General features: G+C 60.5%; 17 protein-coding genes and 1 pseudogene. 12 read left to right on the forward strand and 6 right to left on the reverse strand.

The features are described 5' to 3' along the window. Positions 1-347 precede the first annotated feature (347 nt). Entirely contained in the window at positions 348-2,522 is a 2,175-nt protein-coding gene (gene katG, locus J3R84_RS36715; protein ID WP_203528505.1) for a catalase/peroxidase HPI, read from the reverse strand. A 166-nt stretch (positions 2,523-2,688) separates the two neighbouring features. Between katG and J3R84_RS36720 the strand changes: the two genes are divergently transcribed. Beyond that, positions 2,689-3,606, forward strand: a complete 918-nt coding sequence (locus J3R84_RS36720) for a hydrogen peroxide-inducible genes activator (protein WP_057216488.1) — start codon at positions 2,689-2,691, stop codon at positions 3,604-3,606. Positions 3,607-3,843: 237 nt separating this feature from the next. Beyond that, positions 3,844-5,217 carry an enoyl ACP reductase FabMG family protein gene (locus J3R84_RS36725; RefSeq protein WP_203528507.1) on the forward strand — a complete coding sequence of 458 codons (1,374 nt, stop codon included), beginning with the start codon at positions 3,844-3,846 and terminating at the stop codon, positions 5,215-5,217. A gap of 101 nt (positions 5,218-5,318) precedes the next feature. Here the strand turns inward: J3R84_RS36725 and J3R84_RS36730 are convergent, their stop codons facing one another. Next, positions 5,319-6,284 (reverse strand): phytanoyl-CoA dioxygenase family protein, encoded by a 966-nt coding sequence (locus J3R84_RS36730; protein WP_057216483.1) that lies wholly within the window; start codon positions 6,282-6,284, stop codon positions 5,319-5,321. A 624-nt stretch (positions 6,285-6,908) separates the two neighbouring features. Here J3R84_RS36730 and J3R84_RS36735 point away from each other — a divergent pair. The 4 genes from J3R84_RS36735 to J3R84_RS36750 all read left to right on the forward strand — a co-directional run bounded on the left by J3R84_RS36735 (position 6,909) and on the right by J3R84_RS36750 (position 9,651). Continuing rightward, a complete protein-coding gene (locus J3R84_RS36735; protein ID WP_057216480.1) occupies positions 6,909-7,331 on the forward strand; it encodes a cysteine rich repeat-containing protein in 423 nt (140 codons plus the stop codon). 24 nt (positions 7,332-7,355) lie between these two features. Continuing rightward, a complete protein-coding gene (locus tag J3R84_RS36740) occupies positions 7,356-7,925 on the forward strand; it encodes an OmpA family protein (RefSeq protein WP_057206772.1) in 570 nt (189 codons plus the stop codon). Between the two features lie 287 nt (positions 7,926-8,212). Further along, positions 8,213-8,659, forward strand: a complete 447-nt coding sequence (locus tag J3R84_RS36745; RefSeq protein ID WP_156408050.1) for a hypothetical protein — start codon at positions 8,213-8,215, stop codon at positions 8,657-8,659. Between the two features lie 44 nt (positions 8,660-8,703). Then, positions 8,704-9,651, forward strand: a complete 948-nt coding sequence (locus tag J3R84_RS36750; protein ID WP_373688535.1) for a polysaccharide lyase family 20 protein — start codon at positions 8,704-8,706, stop codon at positions 9,649-9,651. 429 nt (positions 9,652-10,080) lie between these two features. Here the strand turns inward: J3R84_RS36750 and J3R84_RS36755 are convergent, their stop codons facing one another. Next, positions 10,081-10,383: a DUF2147 domain-containing protein gene (locus J3R84_RS36755; protein WP_057206768.1), complete on the reverse strand. Its 303-nt coding sequence runs from the start codon at positions 10,381-10,383 to the stop codon at positions 10,081-10,083. Between the two features lie 227 nt (positions 10,384-10,610). Here J3R84_RS36755 and J3R84_RS36760 point away from each other — a divergent pair, with 227 nt between their 5' ends. The 5 genes from J3R84_RS36760 (at position 10,611) to J3R84_RS36780 (ending at position 14,953) form a co-directional block, all read left to right on the forward strand. After that, positions 10,611-10,877 (forward strand): hypothetical protein, encoded by a 267-nt coding sequence (locus tag J3R84_RS36760; protein ID WP_057206766.1) that lies wholly within the window; start codon positions 10,611-10,613, stop codon positions 10,875-10,877. 54 nt (positions 10,878-10,931) lie between these two features. Beyond that, complete coding sequence (locus J3R84_RS36765) at positions 10,932-11,948, forward strand: Lnb N-terminal periplasmic domain-containing protein (RefSeq protein ID WP_203528509.1); 1,017 nt, start codon at positions 10,932-10,934, stop codon at positions 11,946-11,948. Positions 11,949-12,360: 412 nt separating this feature from the next. Then, on the forward strand, positions 12,361-14,169 hold the full coding sequence (locus tag J3R84_RS36770; protein WP_057216472.1) for a hypothetical protein: 1,809 nt from the start codon (positions 12,361-12,363) through the stop codon (positions 14,167-14,169). 203 nt (positions 14,170-14,372) lie between these two features. Then, the gene (locus J3R84_RS36775) at positions 14,373-14,573 is read left to right on the forward strand and encodes a type II toxin-antitoxin system VapB family antitoxin (RefSeq protein WP_057216469.1); all 201 of its coding nucleotides are present in this window, start codon (positions 14,373-14,375) and stop codon (positions 14,571-14,573) included. Next, entirely contained in the window at positions 14,570-14,953 is a 384-nt protein-coding gene (locus tag J3R84_RS36780) for a type II toxin-antitoxin system VapC family toxin (protein ID WP_057216466.1), read from the forward strand. Before J3R84_RS36775 ends, J3R84_RS36780 begins: the two co-directional genes overlap by 4 nt. A 224-nt stretch (positions 14,954-15,177) precedes the next feature. Here the strand turns inward: J3R84_RS36780 and J3R84_RS36785 are convergent, their stop codons facing one another. Beyond that, a complete protein-coding gene (locus J3R84_RS36785; protein ID WP_203528511.1) occupies positions 15,178-16,941 on the reverse strand; it encodes an adenylate/guanylate cyclase domain-containing protein in 1,764 nt (587 codons plus the stop codon). A 312-nt stretch (positions 16,942-17,253) separates the two neighbouring features. Beyond that, positions 17,254-17,435, reverse strand: a pseudogene (locus J3R84_RS36790) (IS6 family transposase); the annotation flags it as partial. A 113-nt stretch (positions 17,436-17,548) separates the two neighbouring features. On the opposite strand from J3R84_RS36790, the gene J3R84_RS36795 reads away from it, so the two are divergent. Next, positions 17,549-18,061: a hypothetical protein gene (locus tag J3R84_RS36795; RefSeq protein WP_057216459.1), complete on the forward strand. Its 513-nt coding sequence runs from the start codon at positions 17,549-17,551 to the stop codon at positions 18,059-18,061. A 215-nt stretch (positions 18,062-18,276) separates the two neighbouring features. Here J3R84_RS36795 and J3R84_RS36800 read toward each other — a convergent pair whose 3' ends face one another. Beyond that, positions 18,277-18,879: a TetR/AcrR family transcriptional regulator gene (locus tag J3R84_RS36800; RefSeq protein WP_203528513.1), complete on the reverse strand. Its 603-nt coding sequence runs from the start codon at positions 18,877-18,879 to the stop codon at positions 18,277-18,279. Positions 18,880-19,121 lie beyond the last annotated feature (242 nt).

Below are 19,121 nucleotides of genomic sequence, written 5' to 3' on the forward strand. Positions count from 1 at the left end.
CCGCGTTTTTGCGATAGCACGGAACCAGACGTCGGCGGCGCCGTTAAGGTTGCGTCTTGCAACGGAGGAAGGGAAACAATGGAAAAAGAAGCTGAAGCGCACAAATCGAAAGAAAACGATCGCCGGGATAGTTCCAAACCTGGCACGATCGTCGCCGGCCCGGAAGCCCACGCGCGGGAAGCGGCTGGAAAGATGCCGTCAGGCCGGAGTGCCAAATCCGAGAAGCCTGCGAAGAAACCGGCAAGCCGTTCCTAGCGTTCGAGCATGAATGCGGATGTCCAGGGACGGCGGATCCGAGGGCCTCCCCCGTTTGACGGGGGAAGGCGTTGACTGGGTGATCCCAGGGATCATGGAGCCAGATCGAAACGATCCGCATTCATGACCTTGGTCCAGGCCGCAACGAAGTCCTTGACGAACTTCTCCCTGTTGTCATCCTGGGCATAGACCTCCGCATAGGCGCGAAGTACGGAGTTCGACCCGAAGACAAGGTCGACGCGGGTCGCCGTGTATTTGGTCGCGCCGGTCTTGCGGTCGCGGATTTCGTACAGGTTGTTGCCGGTCGGAACCCAGGAATAGCCCATGTCTGTCAGCGTGGCGAAGAAGTCTGTCGTCAACGCGCCGACGTGGCTCGTGAAGACGCCGTGCGCTGTGCCTGCATGGTTCGTGCCGATGACGCGCAGACCACCGACGAGCGCTGTCATCTCGGGCGCGGTCAGGCCCATGAGCTGGGCGCGATCGAGCAGCAACTCTTCCGGGCTCACCACATAGTCCTTCTTCTGCCAGTTGCGGAAGCCATCGGCGAGCGGCTCGAGAGGAGCGAAGCCGTCGGCGTCCGTCTGCTCGGCGGTCGCATCGCCACGCCCTGCGGCGAAGGGCACTTCGATGTCGAAGCCTGCGGCCCTTGCCGCCTGCTCGACGCCGTAGTTGCCGGCGAGCACGATCACGTCGGCAAGGCTGGCACCCGATGCCGCGGCAATCGGTTCGAGAACGGAAAGAACACGGGACAGACGTGCGGGCTCATTGCCCTCCCAGTCCTTCTGCGGGGCAAGGCGGATGCGGGCACCGTTTGCGCCGCCACGGAAATCCGAACCGCGGAAGGTGCGGGCGCTGTCCCAGGCCGTGGCAACCAGATCCGCGATGGAAAGACCTGATGCCGCGATCTTCGCCTTGACGCCCCCGATATCGTAGTCCTTGCGGCCGACCGGGATCGGATCCTGCCAGACGAGGTCTTCGGCCGGCACATCAGGGCCGAGATAGCGGGACTTCGGACCCATGTCGCGGTGCGTCAGCTTGAACCAGGCGCGGGCGAAGGCATCCGAAAAGGCCGTGAAGTCGTTCCTGAAGCGAAGCGAGATTTCGCGGTAGATCGGGTCCACCTTCAGCGCCATATCCGCATCGGTCATCATCGGAATGGTGCGGATCGAGGGATCCTCGACGTCGACTGGCTTGTCTTCCTCTGCGATGGTGATGGGCGCCCATTGAGAGGCGCCCGCAGGGCTGTGCGTCAGCGTCCATTCATGGTTGAACAGCATCTTGAAGAAGCCGTTGTCCCACTTCGTCGGCTGGGCGGTCCAGGCGCCCTCGATGCCCGAGACGACCGTGTTACGGCCGATGCCGCGACCCTTGGTGTTCATCCATCCGAGGCCCTGGAATTCAGGGCCTGCGGCTTCCGGATCGGGGCTGAGGTCACCAGGGTTCCCGTTGCCGTGGGACTTGCCGATGGTGTGACCGCCGGCGGTGAGTGCCACGGTTTCCTCATCGTCCATGCCCATGCGCGCGAAGGTCTCGCGCATCTGTGCGGCGGTCGCCAGCGGATCGGATTTGCCGTTCACGCCTTCCGGGTTGACGTAGATGAGGCCCATCTGCACGGCAGCAAGCGGGTTTTCCAGCGTCTCTGGCTTGGAGACGTCGCCGTAGCGGCCGTCGCTCGGGGCGAGCCACTGCTTCTCGTCACCCCAGTAGACGTCCTTTTCCGGCGCCCAGATGTCCTCGCGACCGAAGGCGAAGCCGAAGGTCTTCAGGCCGGCAACGTCGTAGGCGATGGTGCCGGCAAGCGCGATCAGGTCGGCCCAGGAAATCTTGTTGCCGTATTTCTTCTTGATCGGCCAAAGCAGGCGGCGACCCTTGTCGGTGTTGACATTGTCCGGCCAGGAATTGAGCGGGGCGAAGCGCTGGTTGCCGGTGTTGGCACCGCCGCGGCCGTCGGCGGCGCGGTAGGAGCCGGCCGCGTGCCACGTGACGCGCGCCATCATGCCGACATAGCTACCCCAGTCAGCCGGCCACCATTCCTGGCTGTCCGTCATCAGGGCGCGCAGGTCCGCCTTCAGCGCTTCCACGTCCAGCTTCTTGAGCTCTTCGCGATAGTTAAACCCCTTGCCCAGCGGATTGGTCTTCCTGTCGTGCTGGTGCAGGATGTCGAGGTTGAGTGCGTTGGGCCACCATTCCATGACGGAGTTGCCGAGAGCCGTGGCGCCGCCGTGCATGACCGGACACTTGCCGGCCGTGGTTGTCTTCGTATCCATTTGGTCCTCCAACGGGTTTTCTTCAATCTACGGACACTGGAAGGGCTTCGCGGGCATACCTCTTGGGTCAGCGCCACCGGCAAGTGCCTTCCGAGTGGCCAATGAGTAACAAGCCCACCTCATAAATTCCAATTGTATATTCTAAAGGCAGCGATATGCTGAGGTTATGAATGGCCTGACGATGAAACATCTCCGCTATTTTGACGCCCTTGCCCGGATCGGCCATTTCGGCCGCGCCGCAGAGAGCTGCGCCATCTCGCAGCCCGCGCTATCCGTGCAGATAAGGGAACTGGAGGAACTGCTTGGCGCGCCGCTCGTGGAAAGAGGCGGGCGCCGCATACGGCTGACGGGTCTCGGCGAGGAGTTCGTTGGCCGTACCCGCGCGATCCTGCGCGCTGTCGACGAACTGGCAGATCTCGGACGGGCGGCCCACGGGCCGCTCGCCGGCCGCCTTCGCCTCGGCATCATTCCAACGGTAGCGCCTTATCTGCTGCCAACCATAATAAAGTCGCTGACACGACTGTATCCAGGACTCGATCCGCGGCCGCGTGAGGCGATCACACAAAGACTGATCGAGGACTTGGCGGAGGCGAAACTGGATATCGCCATCGTCGCGCTGCCGATTTCGGAGCCTGCCCTGGAGGAAATCCCGCTCTTTGACGAGGAATTCGTGCTGGTACGGCCCCTGGAGGATGCGGGCAAGCCGGTGCCGTCTTCGGAGAGACTTCACGAGATGCGCCTACTCCTGCTGGAGGAGGGACATTGCTTCCGGGATCAGGCCCTGTCCGTCTGCAACATCACGACTGCGTCGACGCGCGATGTGATGGAGGGGAGTTCGCTTTCGACACTCGTGCAGATGGTGGGCGCGGGCATAGGCGTGACGCTTATTCCCGAGATGGCCATAGAGACCGAAACGCGGTCCTCATCGGTCTGCGTGTCACGGCTTGCCGGCCACCGCCCCACCCGGACGATCGGGATGGTCTGGCGAAAGACCAATCCACTGTCGACGCAATTCGCTCGGATCGCCGACATCGTGCGCGAGGCTGGACTGAGCAGGCAAAAGCAAATGGATGACGCCGCCTGAAATGAAACCGTTATGTCGGCCACCGACATGGCGACAAGAGGCAACCTCAGCCCCAAGATCGTCGCCGGATCTCCTTGAATGTCGACCCACTGCGCCCAGCGATCCCCGGCGGCACATCACGTTTTGAAATGAACGGTCACTTAATATGACTTCCCATTACGGATCAGTCCGGTCATGTAACGATTGAAGGTCGTCCGACTCACCGCTCGACGACGAACGGACCAAAGAGCTGACAGTATGGAAAACCCGATCGCATTGAATCGCCTTGCCGAGAACAACGTCTTTCGCAAAGGTGATGTTTTCGTCCTTTTCGGCGAACTGTTCGGCCGCGGATACGCAACTGGCTTGCTCGACCAAGCCCGACAGGCAGGCATGCAGATCGTGGGAATCACGGTCGGGCGCCGCGACGAGAACAACGCACTGCGACCTCTGGACGCCGAGGAACTCTCTGCCGCCGAAGAGCGACTGGGCGGCAGGATCATCAACATCCCCCTTATGGCCGGCTTCGATCTCGACGCTCCGGCAGGTGGTCCCACTCCGACTGATCTCCTGGCCAATATGACACTGGAGAGTTGGGAACAGGACAGGCTCGACTGGGACTACATCCAGCAGTGCCGGGACATTGCCACTTCGCGCTTCACGAATTCGCTTTCACAGGTCATGGCCGTTCTCGACGGAATGATTGCCGACGGCCGCAATGTCATTTTCGCCCATACGATGGCCGGAGGCATCCCGAAGGCGAAGGTATTCCTGGTCGTTGCCAATCGGGTCTACAAGGGGCGTGGTCCCCGCCACATGTCATCGCAAGCCCTGCTTGATAGCGATATGGGCAAGCTCATCCTGCAGAATTTCGACGAAGTCTCCGCGATCACCTTTCGGCACCTCATCGAGTCCAGTTCGGCGATCCGCGCACGTGTGGAGGCATCGGGCGGTCAGGTCCGGTACACGGCCTACGGCTACCATGGAACGGCGGTCCTGATCGACGGCAGCTATCGCTGGCAGACTTACACCAACTACACCCAAGGCTACGCCAAGATGCGGCTCGAAGGCATCACGCAGGAAGCCTGGGCGGCGGGTATCAAGGCAACCGTTTATAACTGCCCTGAAATCCGGACCAATTCCTCCGACGTCTTCACGGGTATCGAGCTTCCCCTGATACCGCTGCTGCTCGCCTTGAAGAAGGAAAACGGCGGTCAATGGGCCGAAGAACAGTGGCAGGCATGTGAGCGGCTTCTGGCAGACGGCTTCACGATGACGGATGTCATCCAGAAAATTACCGATATGCAGGCCAACGAGGTCATGCGTCCGTTCTATGATTTCTCGGCGTGGCCCATGGCAAACAGCCAGGCACAATCCGATCTGACCATCGGCACGTCCAACGAGATCACGCAGATGCATCGGGACGGCAAGGCGATGATCAGCGACCACCTGAGTGCCCTCGTGGTGGAGGCGACCGGGCAGCTGATTTTTGGCGAAACCTCGGATCCCTCCGGTCCCGTCCAGTGGCTCAACCACGACATAGTGGCGCGCCGACTTAACGCATCCCACGTGCAAAAGCAGGCGCCCGCGATCTCGCATGGGGCGATAGGCTCTCACCTCGAGGTTGCCTGACAGCTTCCCAATCTAGCTTGGACAGTCGTTTCTCTTAGGAGCCAGAACGAGACGAAGGTCCGGCAGGAGTGCGCCAACCGTAACCAATCTGGCGTCTTCGTTCACCGCACGACGGGTTCACCATGATAGCGGCGGTTTGACGGCTTTGACACGCCGAATCCAACTTCCATCATCAGGCGCGGCGACTGTTTTGCCAATGTTCCCATATGAAAGCCAAAAGGATCCTCCACAAAACCCGTACCCGCGTTTCCGATCATGGTAATGGCACTGTCCTCACCGTAGAAGCCCAGCACCTCATCTGCCGGATGCCCGACAAGTAGCGTCAGTTGATGCTTGACACGTCGGCGGTTGTGGCTGCCCCGCACATAAACATGCGGCCCGGCGTCCGCATCGACGTCGGTGAGGTAGAAGAAGAACTTCAACATCCGCCAATCGTCGAGATCGAAATGGAACTTGAACGAGGCGCGGCTGAGATCGGCCTCTGAAGCAGACTTCGTCGGAAAGCTCCACCAAGTTCGCGTCGTGATGAGTGTGGCTTGGCCGCCGAGATAGTGCCTTGCGACGTTGAGGAGCAATGGGTCCCGCTGCACGGCCAAAGCGGCATCGCACTGCAGAACCCGCTCGAAATGATGGCCGCTCAGTATCGTGCGGCCAAAACGCCGCTCGGCGTCCGCGTGCTCATCGGCGAGAAACTCCACCTTGCGCTCGAAGTTGCCAAAACACGGCGTTTCGCGGCCGAACCGGGCGATTTCCTCGCGGATCGGCGCAGGCAGCGTCAGACCGGCAAAGATGCCGGTTCGCCTGAGTTCGGTCGCGATTGCCTCCGCCTGAAGGTTGCCGAACATCGAAGGCGTAGCGTCGTCAGTGGAGCGCACGGGTTTGGCGGTCAGCCAGTGGGCCTTGCGGAACGGCATTGTCCGCGCCAGCAGGAACATCGGCAGCCAGGCGGGATTCTCCCGCACGTCCGTTAGATAGGTTGGTACGCGTGCAGCCATGCGGCGGAACGCCCCGCCGCTGCGGGCTATGGTTTCCAGGTCGTTCGATTTGGATTTGGGTGTGTCGAACATCTGATATCCTTAAATGGCGACGAGGTTTTGGTGACAAAACCTTGTTCTTGACCCCACAGTCCCGGCCAAACAGTAAGCGCTAATGTTTGTGTTGCATTGCAGCAAAATTAAGATCGCGGGCATGTCGCGACCGGGTATGTCGATGGGCCGTCCAGCGACCAGCTCCGGATCCGGAGCTGCGGCGAATGACGTTGATGACGTCACGGGCGAACTCAGTTCCGTCTGCGCACTGCTCAACGACCACCCGAGACCGCTTTGAAAGCCGCGCCAAGTGTCACGAACCATTTGCGTTCCGGTGGCGCTCCGGCGACCAAGTCTTCAGCAGCCTACGCAATTCGATTTCGTGCGCATTTCAGCGTTGTTCCCGGGCGTTCGACCGTAGCGGTTGGCGCGCTCGGTCGAGCCGGTCGTCTCGTTGCCATGCATGGTAGCATCAACGACAAATGGTTCGTGGACATTCACGCGAACTGGCCGTGACGTTCTAGCCGGAGCTCGGTTGCGGCTCGTTGAAGCCGTATCCTACGATCAATGTAACCGTAACATACTTCCCCTCGCGCCCCCGATAGCGCAACAGATGTGTGCGGGGAGTTTCTCCGGCGATCAACCGTTCACTATGGGGGTAGCATGTCGATGAGAACCAGACTGTTAGGAGGGGCGCTGGTCGCGTTCCTCGCGCTGACGGGCGCGGCCCGTGCCGACACCATCAGCTTCGCCGATGCGGTGAGCACGCTCGCCAGCGACTGCGGATCCGACATCAAGAAGTTCTGCAAGGGCCTGAACCTCGGAAACGGCCGCATCCAGAACTGCTTGGTGGAGCATGCCGCGAAGGTCTCGCCCACCTGCACGGCGACACTGGTGGGCGTCACTGCCTCGATCGAGCAGCGCCTTGCCGCCCAGCAGTCGTTCACGACGATCTGCAAGCATTACGTCGCTCAGTACTGCGGCGACGTGAAAGGCGAGGGCAACATTCTTGCCTGCCTGAACAAGGCGACACGCGTGAAGGAAGGCCAGTGCGGCCAGGCTATCACCGATGCCGGATGGCGGTGAACAATGTTGAAGGGACACAGAATCATGAAGAGCTTTCGACTTGCAACGATGTTTGCCGCCGGACTGCTGCTGGCACCCGGCCACCCATTCTCGCAGGACCTGAGCGGCCCGCAGGTCGTGCGCACGCTCGACAGACTGGCGGGAGCCGCTCCCGCCGTAGACATCGCGTTGCTTGTGGAAGAAGCGGCTGCGAGTGCAGGCAAGGGCGTCGCCGCGCTTCCTAACTGGCAGAAACTTTCGCAGCTGTCGCAGCTCATCGTCGAGATCGACTTCGAGAACGATTCCGTCGCCATCGAACCGAAATCCTATCGTACCGTCGGCCTGATCGCCGACGCCCTGCATCATCCGAACCTGCGGCGCTACAAATTCCTTGTCGTCGGACACACGAGCTCAACGGGCGATGCCAAGCACAATCTGGATCTCAGCCAGAAGCGGGCGAATGCGATTACGGAGGCCCTATCGACGACATTCGCTGTCGCGCCGGACCGTCTGTTCGCGATCGGCGTCGGCGAGGAATGGCCAGTAGATCCGGCGAACCCGAAGGCTGCCGACAATCGACGCGTTCAGCTCGTGAACCTCGGTCTCGTGAAGTAACATGAGTGATTGGTTTTTCATCCTGTAGTCAGGGGTCTCGCTGTCCCTGCCGGTTGCGTCAGAACCAGCATCGCCGCGCCATCGCGTGGCGATGCTGTGGGCGTTTACGACCAAACTTGTGGCGGCCGTCACCTCGTGGGCAACATCGACTGAGTTAGTTTCATTTCGTGACAAAATTGGATCTTTTTGGAGGGATCGTCATGAATATTATGCGAGGTGAGGTTGTCGGGATGTCTCAGCAGCTGACCGTCCCTCCCAACCCGGGTTCATACGAAAGGAGCCGCTGCATGACACATGCGGAGTTCCTCGTGTACCTTCGCCAAACTTATGCCGGCCTCTTCGATCCAAGCACGAGCGAGGAGGCTTGGTCCCTTTTCCTAACGGCGAACACGGGCTGGAACGAATTAATCGAAGAGTATGTACGGCGTGTCGAAGTCTTCCTCGCCAAACACGGGCTGCTTTCCAAGCTCTACATTCGGCAAATAGAGGAAAAATGGGGTGGTCTCCGTTGCTATCTCAGTCCGACGAATGGCTATCGGCCGTCGGCAGAAGTAGCCGCCGCGCTTGGTGTGATCTACCGCGAGATTGCGGAGCGATCCTACCACACGTGTGACGTCTGCGGTGGGGCCGGTCGATTGAAGTCAAACAACGGCTGCTACCTAACCCGGTGCAACGACCACATCGCTGACCGGAGGCTCGCAATGGACTGTCGCAAGATAGGAACGGAGCTTTAAGCACGAAATGCCTTGCGAGTATGGATGGTATGGAGGAGGTCGAATTGGATACCGCTGGCAACGCACCTGACGGGAATGGCGACGCCGCGACGCCGTTGTCCTGGGAAGCCAACCTTGTTGACGGCTTCGAAGGCGACAACTTCTCGCCTATGGGTGGGCTCTATTACCGCGACAATGTCGAGCAACGTGCAGGCTCAGTCGAATTTCAGCGCGACGTCACCTTTCGTAGTGCCGGCGCGTTGAAGCTAAGCGTCCGACCGCTCTGGGAGGGCGAAGACGATCGAAGCGAGCGGGCGGAGGTGTGGGAACGCACGACACTGCGCGTACCTTATGAGAAGGCGGTCTGGTACGGCTTTTCCGTCAGGTTTGCCGATCCCATCCCGCAAGGGGACCACCGCCATGTGATCGCCCAATGGAAGCGCGAGATCGGTCCGGAGGCGAGGGGTGACTTCAGTCCGTTCCTGGCGCTTCGTCTCGTTCGCGGCCGACTGTTTGCGACCGTTGAGACCACTTTTCCGGTGATCTGTCGGCGCTCTTCTTTGTCGACCGACGCATCGGCCCTCACGCCGGTTTTTCTGCGGCCGGAAAAGCGGCAGATGCGTGCGCTGGTTGCCACCGACCCTGGCTGGAAGCCACAGGACGGGCGCCTGTTCACCGCCTACACGGATCGCATCACCGTCATCCACCGGGGTAATGAGCTGCCGACGCCGCATAGTGGATGGATTGACTTTGCAGTGATGACCCAGCCGGGACCGGATGGAACAGGGCATATCGAACTCTTCGCCAACGACCGCTGGATCGTGACGGTCCGAGGCCATATCGGGCATGAAGAACATGGGCTTGGCTCTCGGCAGTATTTCAAGTTCGGCCCGTACCGCTCGGCAGCCCAAGGCGAATGGTCGCTCTACTTCGACAACTTTCGCCGCTCCACACGCAGTGAAGACGTTCTTGGACCCGCCGGACTTGCGGCGCTACGCTCAGCATCAGATTAAATTCGACCGACCGCTTGAAAGGATCCCGCAATCGCACCGTCCTGATCCTCGACCACGTCCAGAGGCGAGATCTCAACCGCGCCTGACGCGGAGGCCGCGCACGCCGATGTCGCCATGCCCGCCGGCCCCGTCTAACGTGACCTATTCCAGACGTTGTCAATGACGGTCGGTCCCGGCCCCGAGATGTCGGCCGCAGCCGAAGGAGCTGCCGCTGCGAGAGCTGCATGCAGCAAGTCAAAGTGCGACAGCGACCTTTTCGCGTCTAATAGGGCGCGCGGCGCTGTAGCGCGAGATATCCCTTTCGAGGCCCTGTCAAGCCGCTGTGCCCGATCCACTTGCCCGGCCGATCACCGGAATTTAATCCCGGTGCGAGAACCGCAGGTCCCGACAGAAACGCCGGTATGTTACCGTATCATCTGGTCCCGCGGACTAAAGGCGTGACCATTTCTGCGACTCGCAGACTATCTTCATCACGCAGCCCTTGAGGGTGACCGTGTCGCCAGAGACGCTGATGGTTCCGTTGTAGGTCTTCTTCGCGTCAGGATCGGTGATCTTGCCAGAATAGCTGCCGCTATCTCCTTCAAACGTGCCGATCTTCTCGCCTGCGTGTTTGCCGCTCTTCAGCGTAATGCAGAAGCCGCCGCCGCACGGCTCGATCGCGGCGGTGTCGCCGAGCGTCGTCTTCCAGTTTCCGACGATCGGGTCGGCTGCGCTCGCCAGTCCGGTCGACATTAGTAGCGCTGTGACGGAGATCAGGATGGGTTTCACGGCAACGTCCTCGCATGGCTGGGCCCACCAAGGGCCGATGTCCGATTTGGACCACACATCCGCTGCCAGCCGCAAGAAACTCGCCGTATGTTACGGTAACCTACATGGCGTCGTCCGGATTCTGTGCCATCTTCATGACGACTGCGCGGATGTGAGGGAACCCCTCACGTCGCCTGTCCGGGGGCGATGCAATGGAATACGATACGGCGTTCGCCAAGCGCAGATTTCCCGGGCAGGCGCGCGAGATCGACGCGCTTGCCTCCCGCAATGAAAGCTTTCGAGAACTGTGCAACGATTTTTCCATCGCGGACCAACTCGTGCGGGACTGGGAGTCGTCCACGGCTCCGGAGCGAGACGAGCGGTACGCCGAGGCGCTTGAACTCATAGATGGCCTTGGCAAGGAAATCCACACCATGCTGGATCTTGACAAGGTCGTGCCATTCCCTGCCGCCCGTTGAACGCGCGATCTCCGCATCAACGCGGCACAGCAGCGGCTACAGAAAAGGAACAACATGCCTCGTTTGATGGCGATCATCCTCATCTTCGCGATCGCGCTGATCGTGGCGGCTTTGACAGCCTGGGGTTCCCTGGCCCTCTGGTTTCGCCTTTCCCTGCCTGATGCCGGACGGGCAATTGGCGCTGGCGTCTTCCTCGTCTTCGGTCTCTTCACTGTAGCGGCGCTTGCCAGCCGGCTGCGCGTGAGGGCCATCCTTTCGTTCGCTGGCGTCTTCGCCCTTGTTCTCTTCTGGTGGAGCTCGATCAAGCCGGAAGCGAACGCAGCATGGGCACGGGATGTCGCCCGGCAGGTCACGGGTAGCATTGACGGAAATTCGCTGACCTTGACTGATGTCCGGGACTTCGGGTGGCGAAGCAATTCCGACTTCACGGAGCGCTGGACGACACGGACCTACGATGTGAGCAAAGTGAAGACCGTCGACCTGTTCATGTCATACTGGGCGGGGCCGAAGATCGCACATGTCATCTTCAGCTTCGGCTTCGAAGACGGAGAGCAACTCGCCTGGTCGATCGAGGTACGCCACAAGGTCGGTGGCGCGTTTTCTCCTCTTGCCGATCTCTTCAAGAACGACCCTCTGGTGATCCTTGCCGCGGACGAACGCGACGTTGTCGGCGTCCGCTCCAACGTGCGTGGCGAGGACGTCCAAGTCTATCGGCTGAGGGCCAGTCCAGAGCAGGCACGAAATCTGCTACTCGAATACGTGGCCGAGGCCAACGCTCTCGCCCGGACTCCGCAGTTCTACAATTCGATCACGACGAACTGCACGACGACCGTCGCCAAGCTGATGCGAGTCGCCGGAGACAAGGTCCCGTTCGACTGGCGGCTGATCGTCAACGGTTATCTTCCCGACTACGCCTATGACCGGGGAGCCATCGACACGTCGATGCCGCTTGCCCAGTTGCGAGAGATTTCCAAAATCGATGAGCGGGCGCGGGCGGACGGATTGTCGCCCGACTTCTCGAAGGCAATCCGCGTCGGAGTGCCCTCCCCGGCCGCCGCCGCCACACCGTAACCTACAGCAACATGCCGAGGAAATCGCGACGATGTCGCGTGATGCGCCCTGTCAGGAGTCGGCCAGGCGAAGTTTCGCCTACGCCCTCAACCAGGACGGAACTCATGAAGCTCGTTAAGCACGTTCAGAACACCGCCACGGCTGCGGCCCTACCGATGATGGCGACCGCACCATGCCGACTCCGGCCGAAGCTCGCCGTGCTGTGGTTGGCTGCGGAGCGAGAGGATGTGCAATATCGTACACTGTTCACCACCCTATATTTCTCCCGGTGGTTCTGTCTCGACAGCGCCACACTTTACGGCTGCGAAACCTCTTTCAAGTGTGGACGAGATGCCCTTCGGGAGGTAGGTTGCATAAGGGATTCCAATACAAGCAAAAACTGCTCGCGTTCTGTGACCGGTGAGGAGAATGCATGCAGACCTCGGTGTCGTCGCCGGTTGATCGGGCAGAGCGCCCCTACCCGACCCATGAGGAGGTCAGGGCGCAACTTGTGCGGATTATGTCCAGCCGCGAATTTCCTAGTGGTGGACGCGGCGCTGCCTTCCTGAAGTATGTTACCGAGGAAGCGCTTGCAGGCCGGGCGCACCGTCTCAAGGCGTATTCGGTTGCCATCGAGGTGTTCAACCGCAGCGCGGACTTCTCTCAGGACGATCCCATCGTGCGGATCGAGGCCGGACGTTTGCGCCGGGTCATCGAACGCTACTATCTTACTGCAGGCCAACACGATCCGATCCGCATTGACATCCCCAAGGGTGGCTACGTGCCAACCTTTACATGGAATGACGCGCCGGCGCCGGCAGAGGCGGCCGACGATGAACTGAGCGAAGACGGCGGCGGACGCCGGGCCTTCACATGGCGGCATCTCGGTTGGCCCGTGCTGGCCGTGTTTGTAGCATTCGTTTGCGCCGGACTTGGCTATTACGCAGGCGGTCTGACGGGGGCAGCCTCCAGTCGTTCCGTCGGGCAGATTCCGGACGAGCCGACACTCGTGATCGCACCCTTCGCGGACCTGGGCGATGGCCCGCAGGCTGCACGCTATGCCGTCGGGCTGACCGAGGAGCTTCTCACCGCCCTCCCCCGCTTCAAGGAGATTATGGTCTTCGGCCGCGAGACATCGAAGTCACTGCCTCCCGATATCGAGACATCGAAGGTTCGCGATGGACTGGGCGCGCACTACCTTCTCGCAGGTGGGGTCCGCGTTGCGGGGGACAAGGTTCGCGTGACAGTGCGCCTGGTCGAAACCTCCAACGGATCGATCCTGTGGTCGCAGGACTACGACGAGGATCTGGACACCCACGAACTCTTCGCCATCCAGTCCGATGTCGCCAGCAAAGTGGCTACGGCCATAGCCCAGCCTTACGGCATCATCGCGAAATCATTGGCGGCGAACCCGCCGCCGGACGATGTGGGCGTCCATGACTGTATGCTGCGTTTCTACGCCTACCGCGAGAAGCTGGCCCCGGAAGAACACCTGGCTGCGCGCGACTGCCTAGAGAGCGCCTTGGCGCGTTTCCCGGCCTACGCCACAGCTTGGTCGATGCTCTCGATTGTCCAACTCGACGAGGGCAGATTCCAGTTCAACCCGCAGAGTGACAAGGTTCCCGCGATGGAGCGCGCGCTCGGTTCGGCGCGGCGGGCGGTCTCACTCGAACCTGACAACACGCGCGCCCTGCAGGCGCTCATGACGGCCCTCTTCTTCAATAACGAGCCGAAGGAGGCGTTCGAGGTCGGCGAGGAGGCGCTCGCCGCCAACCCGAACGACACGGAGTTCCTCGGAGAGCTCGGAACGCGCGTCGCGTTCTCGGGGCAATGGGAGCGTGGTGCGGAACTGCTGGATCGTGCGATCAAGCTCAATCCAGGCGGAGCCGGATATTACTTCGGGACGCGCGCTCTGATCGCCTGCATGCTCCAGGATCATGAGAAGGCTGTGCGGCTGATCCGCAAGGCCGACCTGAAGAAATTTCCGCTCTTCCATGGCGTTGCGGCGGTCATCTACTCTGAGGCCGGACTGTTGGCAGACGCAAAGCGTGAGGGCGAGGTGTTCATGAACATGCGCCCCGACTATCTGCCCAACATCGTGGCCGAGAACAGGAAGAGAAACCTGCCGCAGAAGGACAGCATGCGCATCATCGCAGCGCTTCGACGGGTCGGACTGCCAGTGCCAAGTGCGAGAGATGTCGAAGCTGAATTCAGGGTTTCCGACACCGCACACCGCCCGTGAACGCCGTAGGCTACATACTTCCTCAGCGACGAAGGTGGGTGGAACCCAGAAATGCGTGCAAGCTGCTGCGCGTTGGCGGCCGTGGGTCTCGTGCGCACGTGAGCTAAGTTGATGGCCTGCGCCGGGCGTATCAGAGTGGGAACCAGGCGTAGATTCAGCACCAAATGGTGCTATTTATAATGCCAGAATTAGGAAACCAGATAATGCGATCGACTATCGACCTCGACGACGCTCTCATGGAAAGAGCCAGATCCCTCACCGGTACAAAAGAAATCGCCGCTTTAGTCCGCCAAGCGTTGGAGACGTTTGTTCGTGTGGAGTCGGGAAAACGCCTCATCGCGCTCGGAGGAACTATGCCCGATGCGGAGGCAGCCCCACGCCGCCGGAGCACAGCGGCCAAGTGATACTTGCAGACACTTCTATCTGGATTGATCATTTCCGCCATGTCGATATAGAGCTGCGTAGGATTATTGAGGACGATGGCCTACTCTGCCATCCGGCTGTGATTGGCGAACTGGCGCTTGGCAGGCTTCGGGATCGCGGGAGCGTGATACCTTTCCTGGCCGCTCAGCGCGAAGCGTTCGTCGCAACACACGACGAAGTCATGACGATGATCGATCGCCACGACATTTTCAGCATGGGCATTGGCTACACTGAGGCCCATTTGCTGGCCTCGGTTCTCCTTGATCAGCGTGCGGCCTTATGGACCAGAGACAAGCGTCTGCGGGCAGCGGCCGAAAAGATGGGGGCTTCACTGCACACGCCTGTCGACGCGCGAAACTAGAACTGAATGCAAAGCTCGCTGCAGCACTTTGAATTGCTGCATCTTAAATCGAATAGGATTTAAGGATAGATGCAGCAGTCATGCTGAGCGGCTGATGCGCTCATCGCCTCAAACGCGCCAGAACCAGACCTTAGCCGCTCTCGCCCTTTCCAAGACATTGGCCGGCTCCGCCAAAAGAGCAAATCCACCGCCGAGAACGGACCGCGCATGTCCTCGATCGGCGATCAGCGTTCGGGCAAACCTGCTTGCCGCAAACCCTCGGCCATCTTCTCTTCCCAATGCGGTATGTTTTGAAACCAGGGCAGCGCTCGATACCACTCGATTGTAAAGCCTGGCTCGGCCGCCAATAGCTTCTGCGCGGCCCATCGGGCGGTCTCCAGGTCTCCGCTCATCGCCGACCAGGCGGCGAGATGGCGATAGGACCAGGTCACGTCAGGATAGCTGTTGATGACCTCCTGGGCTATCGCGATGGCCTGGGATAGAGAACCTTCCATGGCCAAAGAAAAGGCCATCCCTAATCTCATGTTGAATGTGAGCGGATCTCTTGGGCTCAGGGTCATCCCACGCTGGAAGCGTTCCGGCGCGCGAGTGGCTTCGCCCTTGTAGATCGCGATCCAGCCCAGGCGCGCCCATGCCCAGGCATTGTTTGGATCAAGCGCAAGCGCCTTTTCGATAAGGATGGTGGCGCGCTGCTGGTCGCCGCAGATGCTCATTGCCGCGCCGGCGGCAGTCAGCGCGGTTGGATCATCGCCGATCGAGCCTGCAGCTTCGACCGCTGCGCGCGCCTTTTCCAGATCAGGTTTCGGTTGTTCTGTCCATAGGTAGGAGGCGTTTGAGGCGTGGCACCACGCCAAAAGTGCATGCGCGCGACCATAGCTCCGATCGACGGCGATCGCTTGCTGAAGCAGTTCGATCGCCTGGTTGTTGGTATCCTTGCGGCGGCCCCAAAGGTACGGGTAGGCGCGCATAACGAGATCATAGGCCCGCAGGCTGGTCGGCGGCTTGCGCTTGGCCAGCTCGATCTCTGCATTGCGGATGACCGGATGAATGGCGCCTGCCACCTGCGCCGCGATCCGATCCTGGAACTCGAAAATATCTTCAATCGCGCCCTCGTAACGATCGGACCAGAACTGGGTCCTTGTCTCCGCATCGACCAGTTGCACGGAAATGCGCAGCCGGTCGCCGCCCCGGCGAACGGTGCCTTCGACCACATAATTGACGCCGAGTTCCCTGCCGACTTCACGCACGTCGACGAAGCGTCCCTTGTAGGTGAATGCGGACTGTCGCGCGATTACAAAGAAATCCCGAACGCGCGAGAGCGCGGCGGTGATCTCCTCTACAACGCCGTCTACGAAGTATTCGTCGCCCTGGCCGCTGAGGTTGTCGAAGGGCATGACGACGATTGACGGCTGGTCCTTGTCACGGCGGGCCACAAGTAATGGCGCGGACGCTATGCTGCCTCCGACAGGCATATCTTGCTGCCAATCGACCCGGAAGACGAAGATTGGCCGGGGGATATTCTTCAAGCTCCGCTCGCCGAGGCTGGTCAGCGCGAACGGCACCTTGCCGTCAAGATGTTCGCGCACCGATGCGGAAATGCAGATGCCTGACGGAGCGGCGATCTCCTGCACGCGTGCCGCGATATTGACGCCGTCGCCGAGCAGATCGTCTCCCGACACAACGACGTCACCCAGATTGACGCCGATGCGGAATTCCAAGCGGCGATCGGGTGGGAGGGCTTCTGTGAGACTGAAGAGACGGCGCTGGATTTCTACTGAGCACCGGACGGCCTGAACAGCGCTTGGGAACTCGGCGACAAGGCCGTCGCCTGCGCTACCGAAGATACGGCCACCATGCTCGCTAACCATTTCGTCAATCCGACCGCGGCATAGATCGAGTGCGCGAACCGTACCCTCCTCGTCCAGCGCCGTGAGGCGGCTGAAGCCGGCAACATCGGCTGAAAGGATGGCTGCAAGCTTTCGATCCACAGCGGTGAACGCTCCTGCGGCGCACGATGTCGTTATCGTTGGGCTAATATGCGCGCATTTTCCCACATTCACAGATGTTTTTCGCCAGCGAGACCGGATGAAAGACCGCTTTTGGGCGTGGTCACGTCGTGCCCGCTCGGTCCCGCGCCCTCGGCCACCTCATCTGCCCTGCCTGACCAGCGTGCGGGCGATTTTGCGCCATTCAAGCAGAAGTGTCGTTGCTGCAAACTCACGCGGTAACCCTGCCGGAGCACGTTCACCGGCACTGTCACGTTGTTTCATCAACGCCCGACAAAGCGTTTGTCTATGAACTCAGATAGTTGCGCCGGACACGGCTTTCCACTGCGCGCCATTGTGCGGATCCGATGAATGTGGGTGGCTGGGGCTGAGTGTTTCTGGTGCGGTTAGACGAAGAGATTTCGGACTGCCGAGAAGACCGAGATGAAACGTTGCAAGCCGCCGACAGATCGAAATCCCTGCATCATGCCTTCTCGTTAGTGGGGTGTGCAAAAGCCGTGCACGTTGTTCTTATCTGTTCTCCTAGCGGGCCTGGCAAATGTGTCTCACTGTAGAGATTGTCCACAGTGCCCTGATTGAGGAACCTCCCGTGAAATTGTTCGACTGGCTGACAGGATATAAACCGGCGCCGAATGGGGTGGACCGCCAATCCACGACAGCGCTTCGCAATGATCTTCTCGCCATCAATAGAAAGACTGCGCCGTTCATCATTCGTGACGGCAAGCCGGAAGGCGTCGATCTCGTCGCCGAATGGAAGATCGCTGATGCCCGCTGGTACGAACTATTTGCCAAAGCTGGGCTGCAAAGGGTGTTCAAGGTGCTGATGAAATTCGATGCTGCCGTTTGCGAAGTTCGCGCCGTCGATCAGGAATGGTCCGTCGAATGGCGCGCTGGCGTGCCCACGCTTACTTTGAGCGCTAATGCGTTTCGCGGTCGAAAGTGGGAAAAAAGCTTCGACATGGCCTTCGCCTTCAAGGAAGATTTGTCCTACGGCAAGGTTTACGAATATCGCTTCAATACCACCGAAATAAAGACGCCCCTAATTGAAGCCGCTCATCGGACCGGCTGGGGTTGGAGAGGCGTGGCGTTCGGGAAGTTATGACTGCGTCACTCTTCACATGCGGAAGACAGGCCGGCGCTCTTTGCCGCGGCAGTTCGCCTTGCCGCATGTCTGCTGGCTGATCACCTATCCGCGTACAGGCTGGCTCGGAGCGACCACCCTCACATCGCCGGAGCTGCGCGCATCGACAACGAGCACGTCTTCGTGATCGACAGCCACCATCCCGAATAGCCTGCGGAGCGGTAGGCAACGCGCCGCTATCTGCGGACGGCACCGCTCCCGGAAAGCGACAAGATCGCCGCGTCGGCGATTTCCGCAAAGCGGGCACTCGGCCCCTGCACCCCGCTGCTTTGCTGGGCGACACGCGCGCCCTCGATCAACAACAGCAACGTGTCGCAGAGCAGTTCCGCATTGGCGACACCGGCCTTGCGGCAAAGCTCCATAACGCGATCGCGTTGCGCATCCTTGAACTTCCGGATCACCGACCTGCCGGGATGGTCCTCGTCCGTCAGCTGGACGGCGGCGCTCATCATTTCGCAGTGGCAATCGTCGTCGCCGAGGTGCTCGGCGATCCGCCGGACCCAGGCCCTGAGCTGCGCCAGCCCGTCGCCGGGGTGGGCGTCCTCCAGCTCCCGCCAGAAGCCGTCCATCTCCATTCCCGCGCGCTGAAGACATTCGACGATGAGTTCGTCCTTCGAATTGAAGTGACGATAGAGCGTCATCTTGTTGCTGCTGGCGGCATCGGCGATGGCGTCGACACCGATCCCGCGAATGCCGTGCCTGCGGAACAGCTGGCGGGCCGCCTCGACGAGGCGATCGCGCGGCGAAACACGTGGTTGCTTGCGGGAATCCGTGGTCATCGCATTCGGCCCGACGTCGTCGGCATGGAAAAACTTGCCCCTTGACGACCCGTTGGCGACAGATAACATGCGACGATGTTACCGACCAGTAACATTTTCGCCAGCGGCGCATCGAGGAATGCCGTTTGTCGCGAGGGCTTCCGGGACACAGCGGTAACTGCAGAAAAATTTCTAGCGTAATGTCGGTGGGCGCGGTCGTCGGGCGTCTTTTAGCCAGAGTGCACACCGCACAGACTTATAAG

Origin of the sequence: Ensifer canadensis, from assembly GCF_017488845.2 — a bacterium.
Classification (GTDB): domain Bacteria; phylum Pseudomonadota; class Alphaproteobacteria; order Rhizobiales; family Rhizobiaceae; genus Ensifer; species Ensifer canadensis.

Coding starts and splice junctions, on each gene's coding strand:
- katG (WP_203528505.1), bottom strand. CDS start 2,522: ATGGATACGAAGACAACCACGGCCGGCAAGTGTCCGGTCATGCACGGC.
- J3R84_RS36720 (WP_057216488.1), top strand. CDS start 2,689: ATGAATGGCCTGACGATGAAACATCTCCGCTATTTTGACGCCCTTGCC.
- J3R84_RS36725 (WP_203528507.1), top strand. CDS start 3,844: ATGGAAAACCCGATCGCATTGAATCGCCTTGCCGAGAACAACGTCTTT.
- J3R84_RS36730 (WP_057216483.1), bottom strand. CDS start 6,284: ATGTTCGACACACCCAAATCCAAATCGAACGACCTGGAAACCATAGCC.
- J3R84_RS36735 (WP_057216480.1), top strand. CDS start 6,909: ATGTCGATGAGAACCAGACTGTTAGGAGGGGCGCTGGTCGCGTTCCTC.
- J3R84_RS36740 (WP_057206772.1), top strand. CDS start 7,356: ATGAAGAGCTTTCGACTTGCAACGATGTTTGCCGCCGGACTGCTGCTG.
- J3R84_RS36745 (WP_156408050.1), top strand. CDS start 8,213: ATGACACATGCGGAGTTCCTCGTGTACCTTCGCCAAACTTATGCCGGC.
- J3R84_RS36755 (WP_057206768.1), bottom strand. CDS start 10,383: ATGTCGACCGGACTGGCGAGCGCAGCCGACCCGATCGTCGGAAACTGG.
- J3R84_RS36760 (WP_057206766.1), top strand. CDS start 10,611: ATGGAATACGATACGGCGTTCGCCAAGCGCAGATTTCCCGGGCAGGCG.
- J3R84_RS36765 (WP_203528509.1), top strand. CDS start 10,932: ATGCCTCGTTTGATGGCGATCATCCTCATCTTCGCGATCGCGCTGATC.
- J3R84_RS36770 (WP_057216472.1), top strand. CDS start 12,361: ATGCAGACCTCGGTGTCGTCGCCGGTTGATCGGGCAGAGCGCCCCTAC.
- J3R84_RS36775 (WP_057216469.1), top strand. CDS start 14,373: ATGCGATCGACTATCGACCTCGACGACGCTCTCATGGAAAGAGCCAGA.
- J3R84_RS36800 (WP_203528513.1), bottom strand. CDS start 18,879: ATGACCACGGATTCCCGCAAGCAACCACGTGTTTCGCCGCGCGATCGC.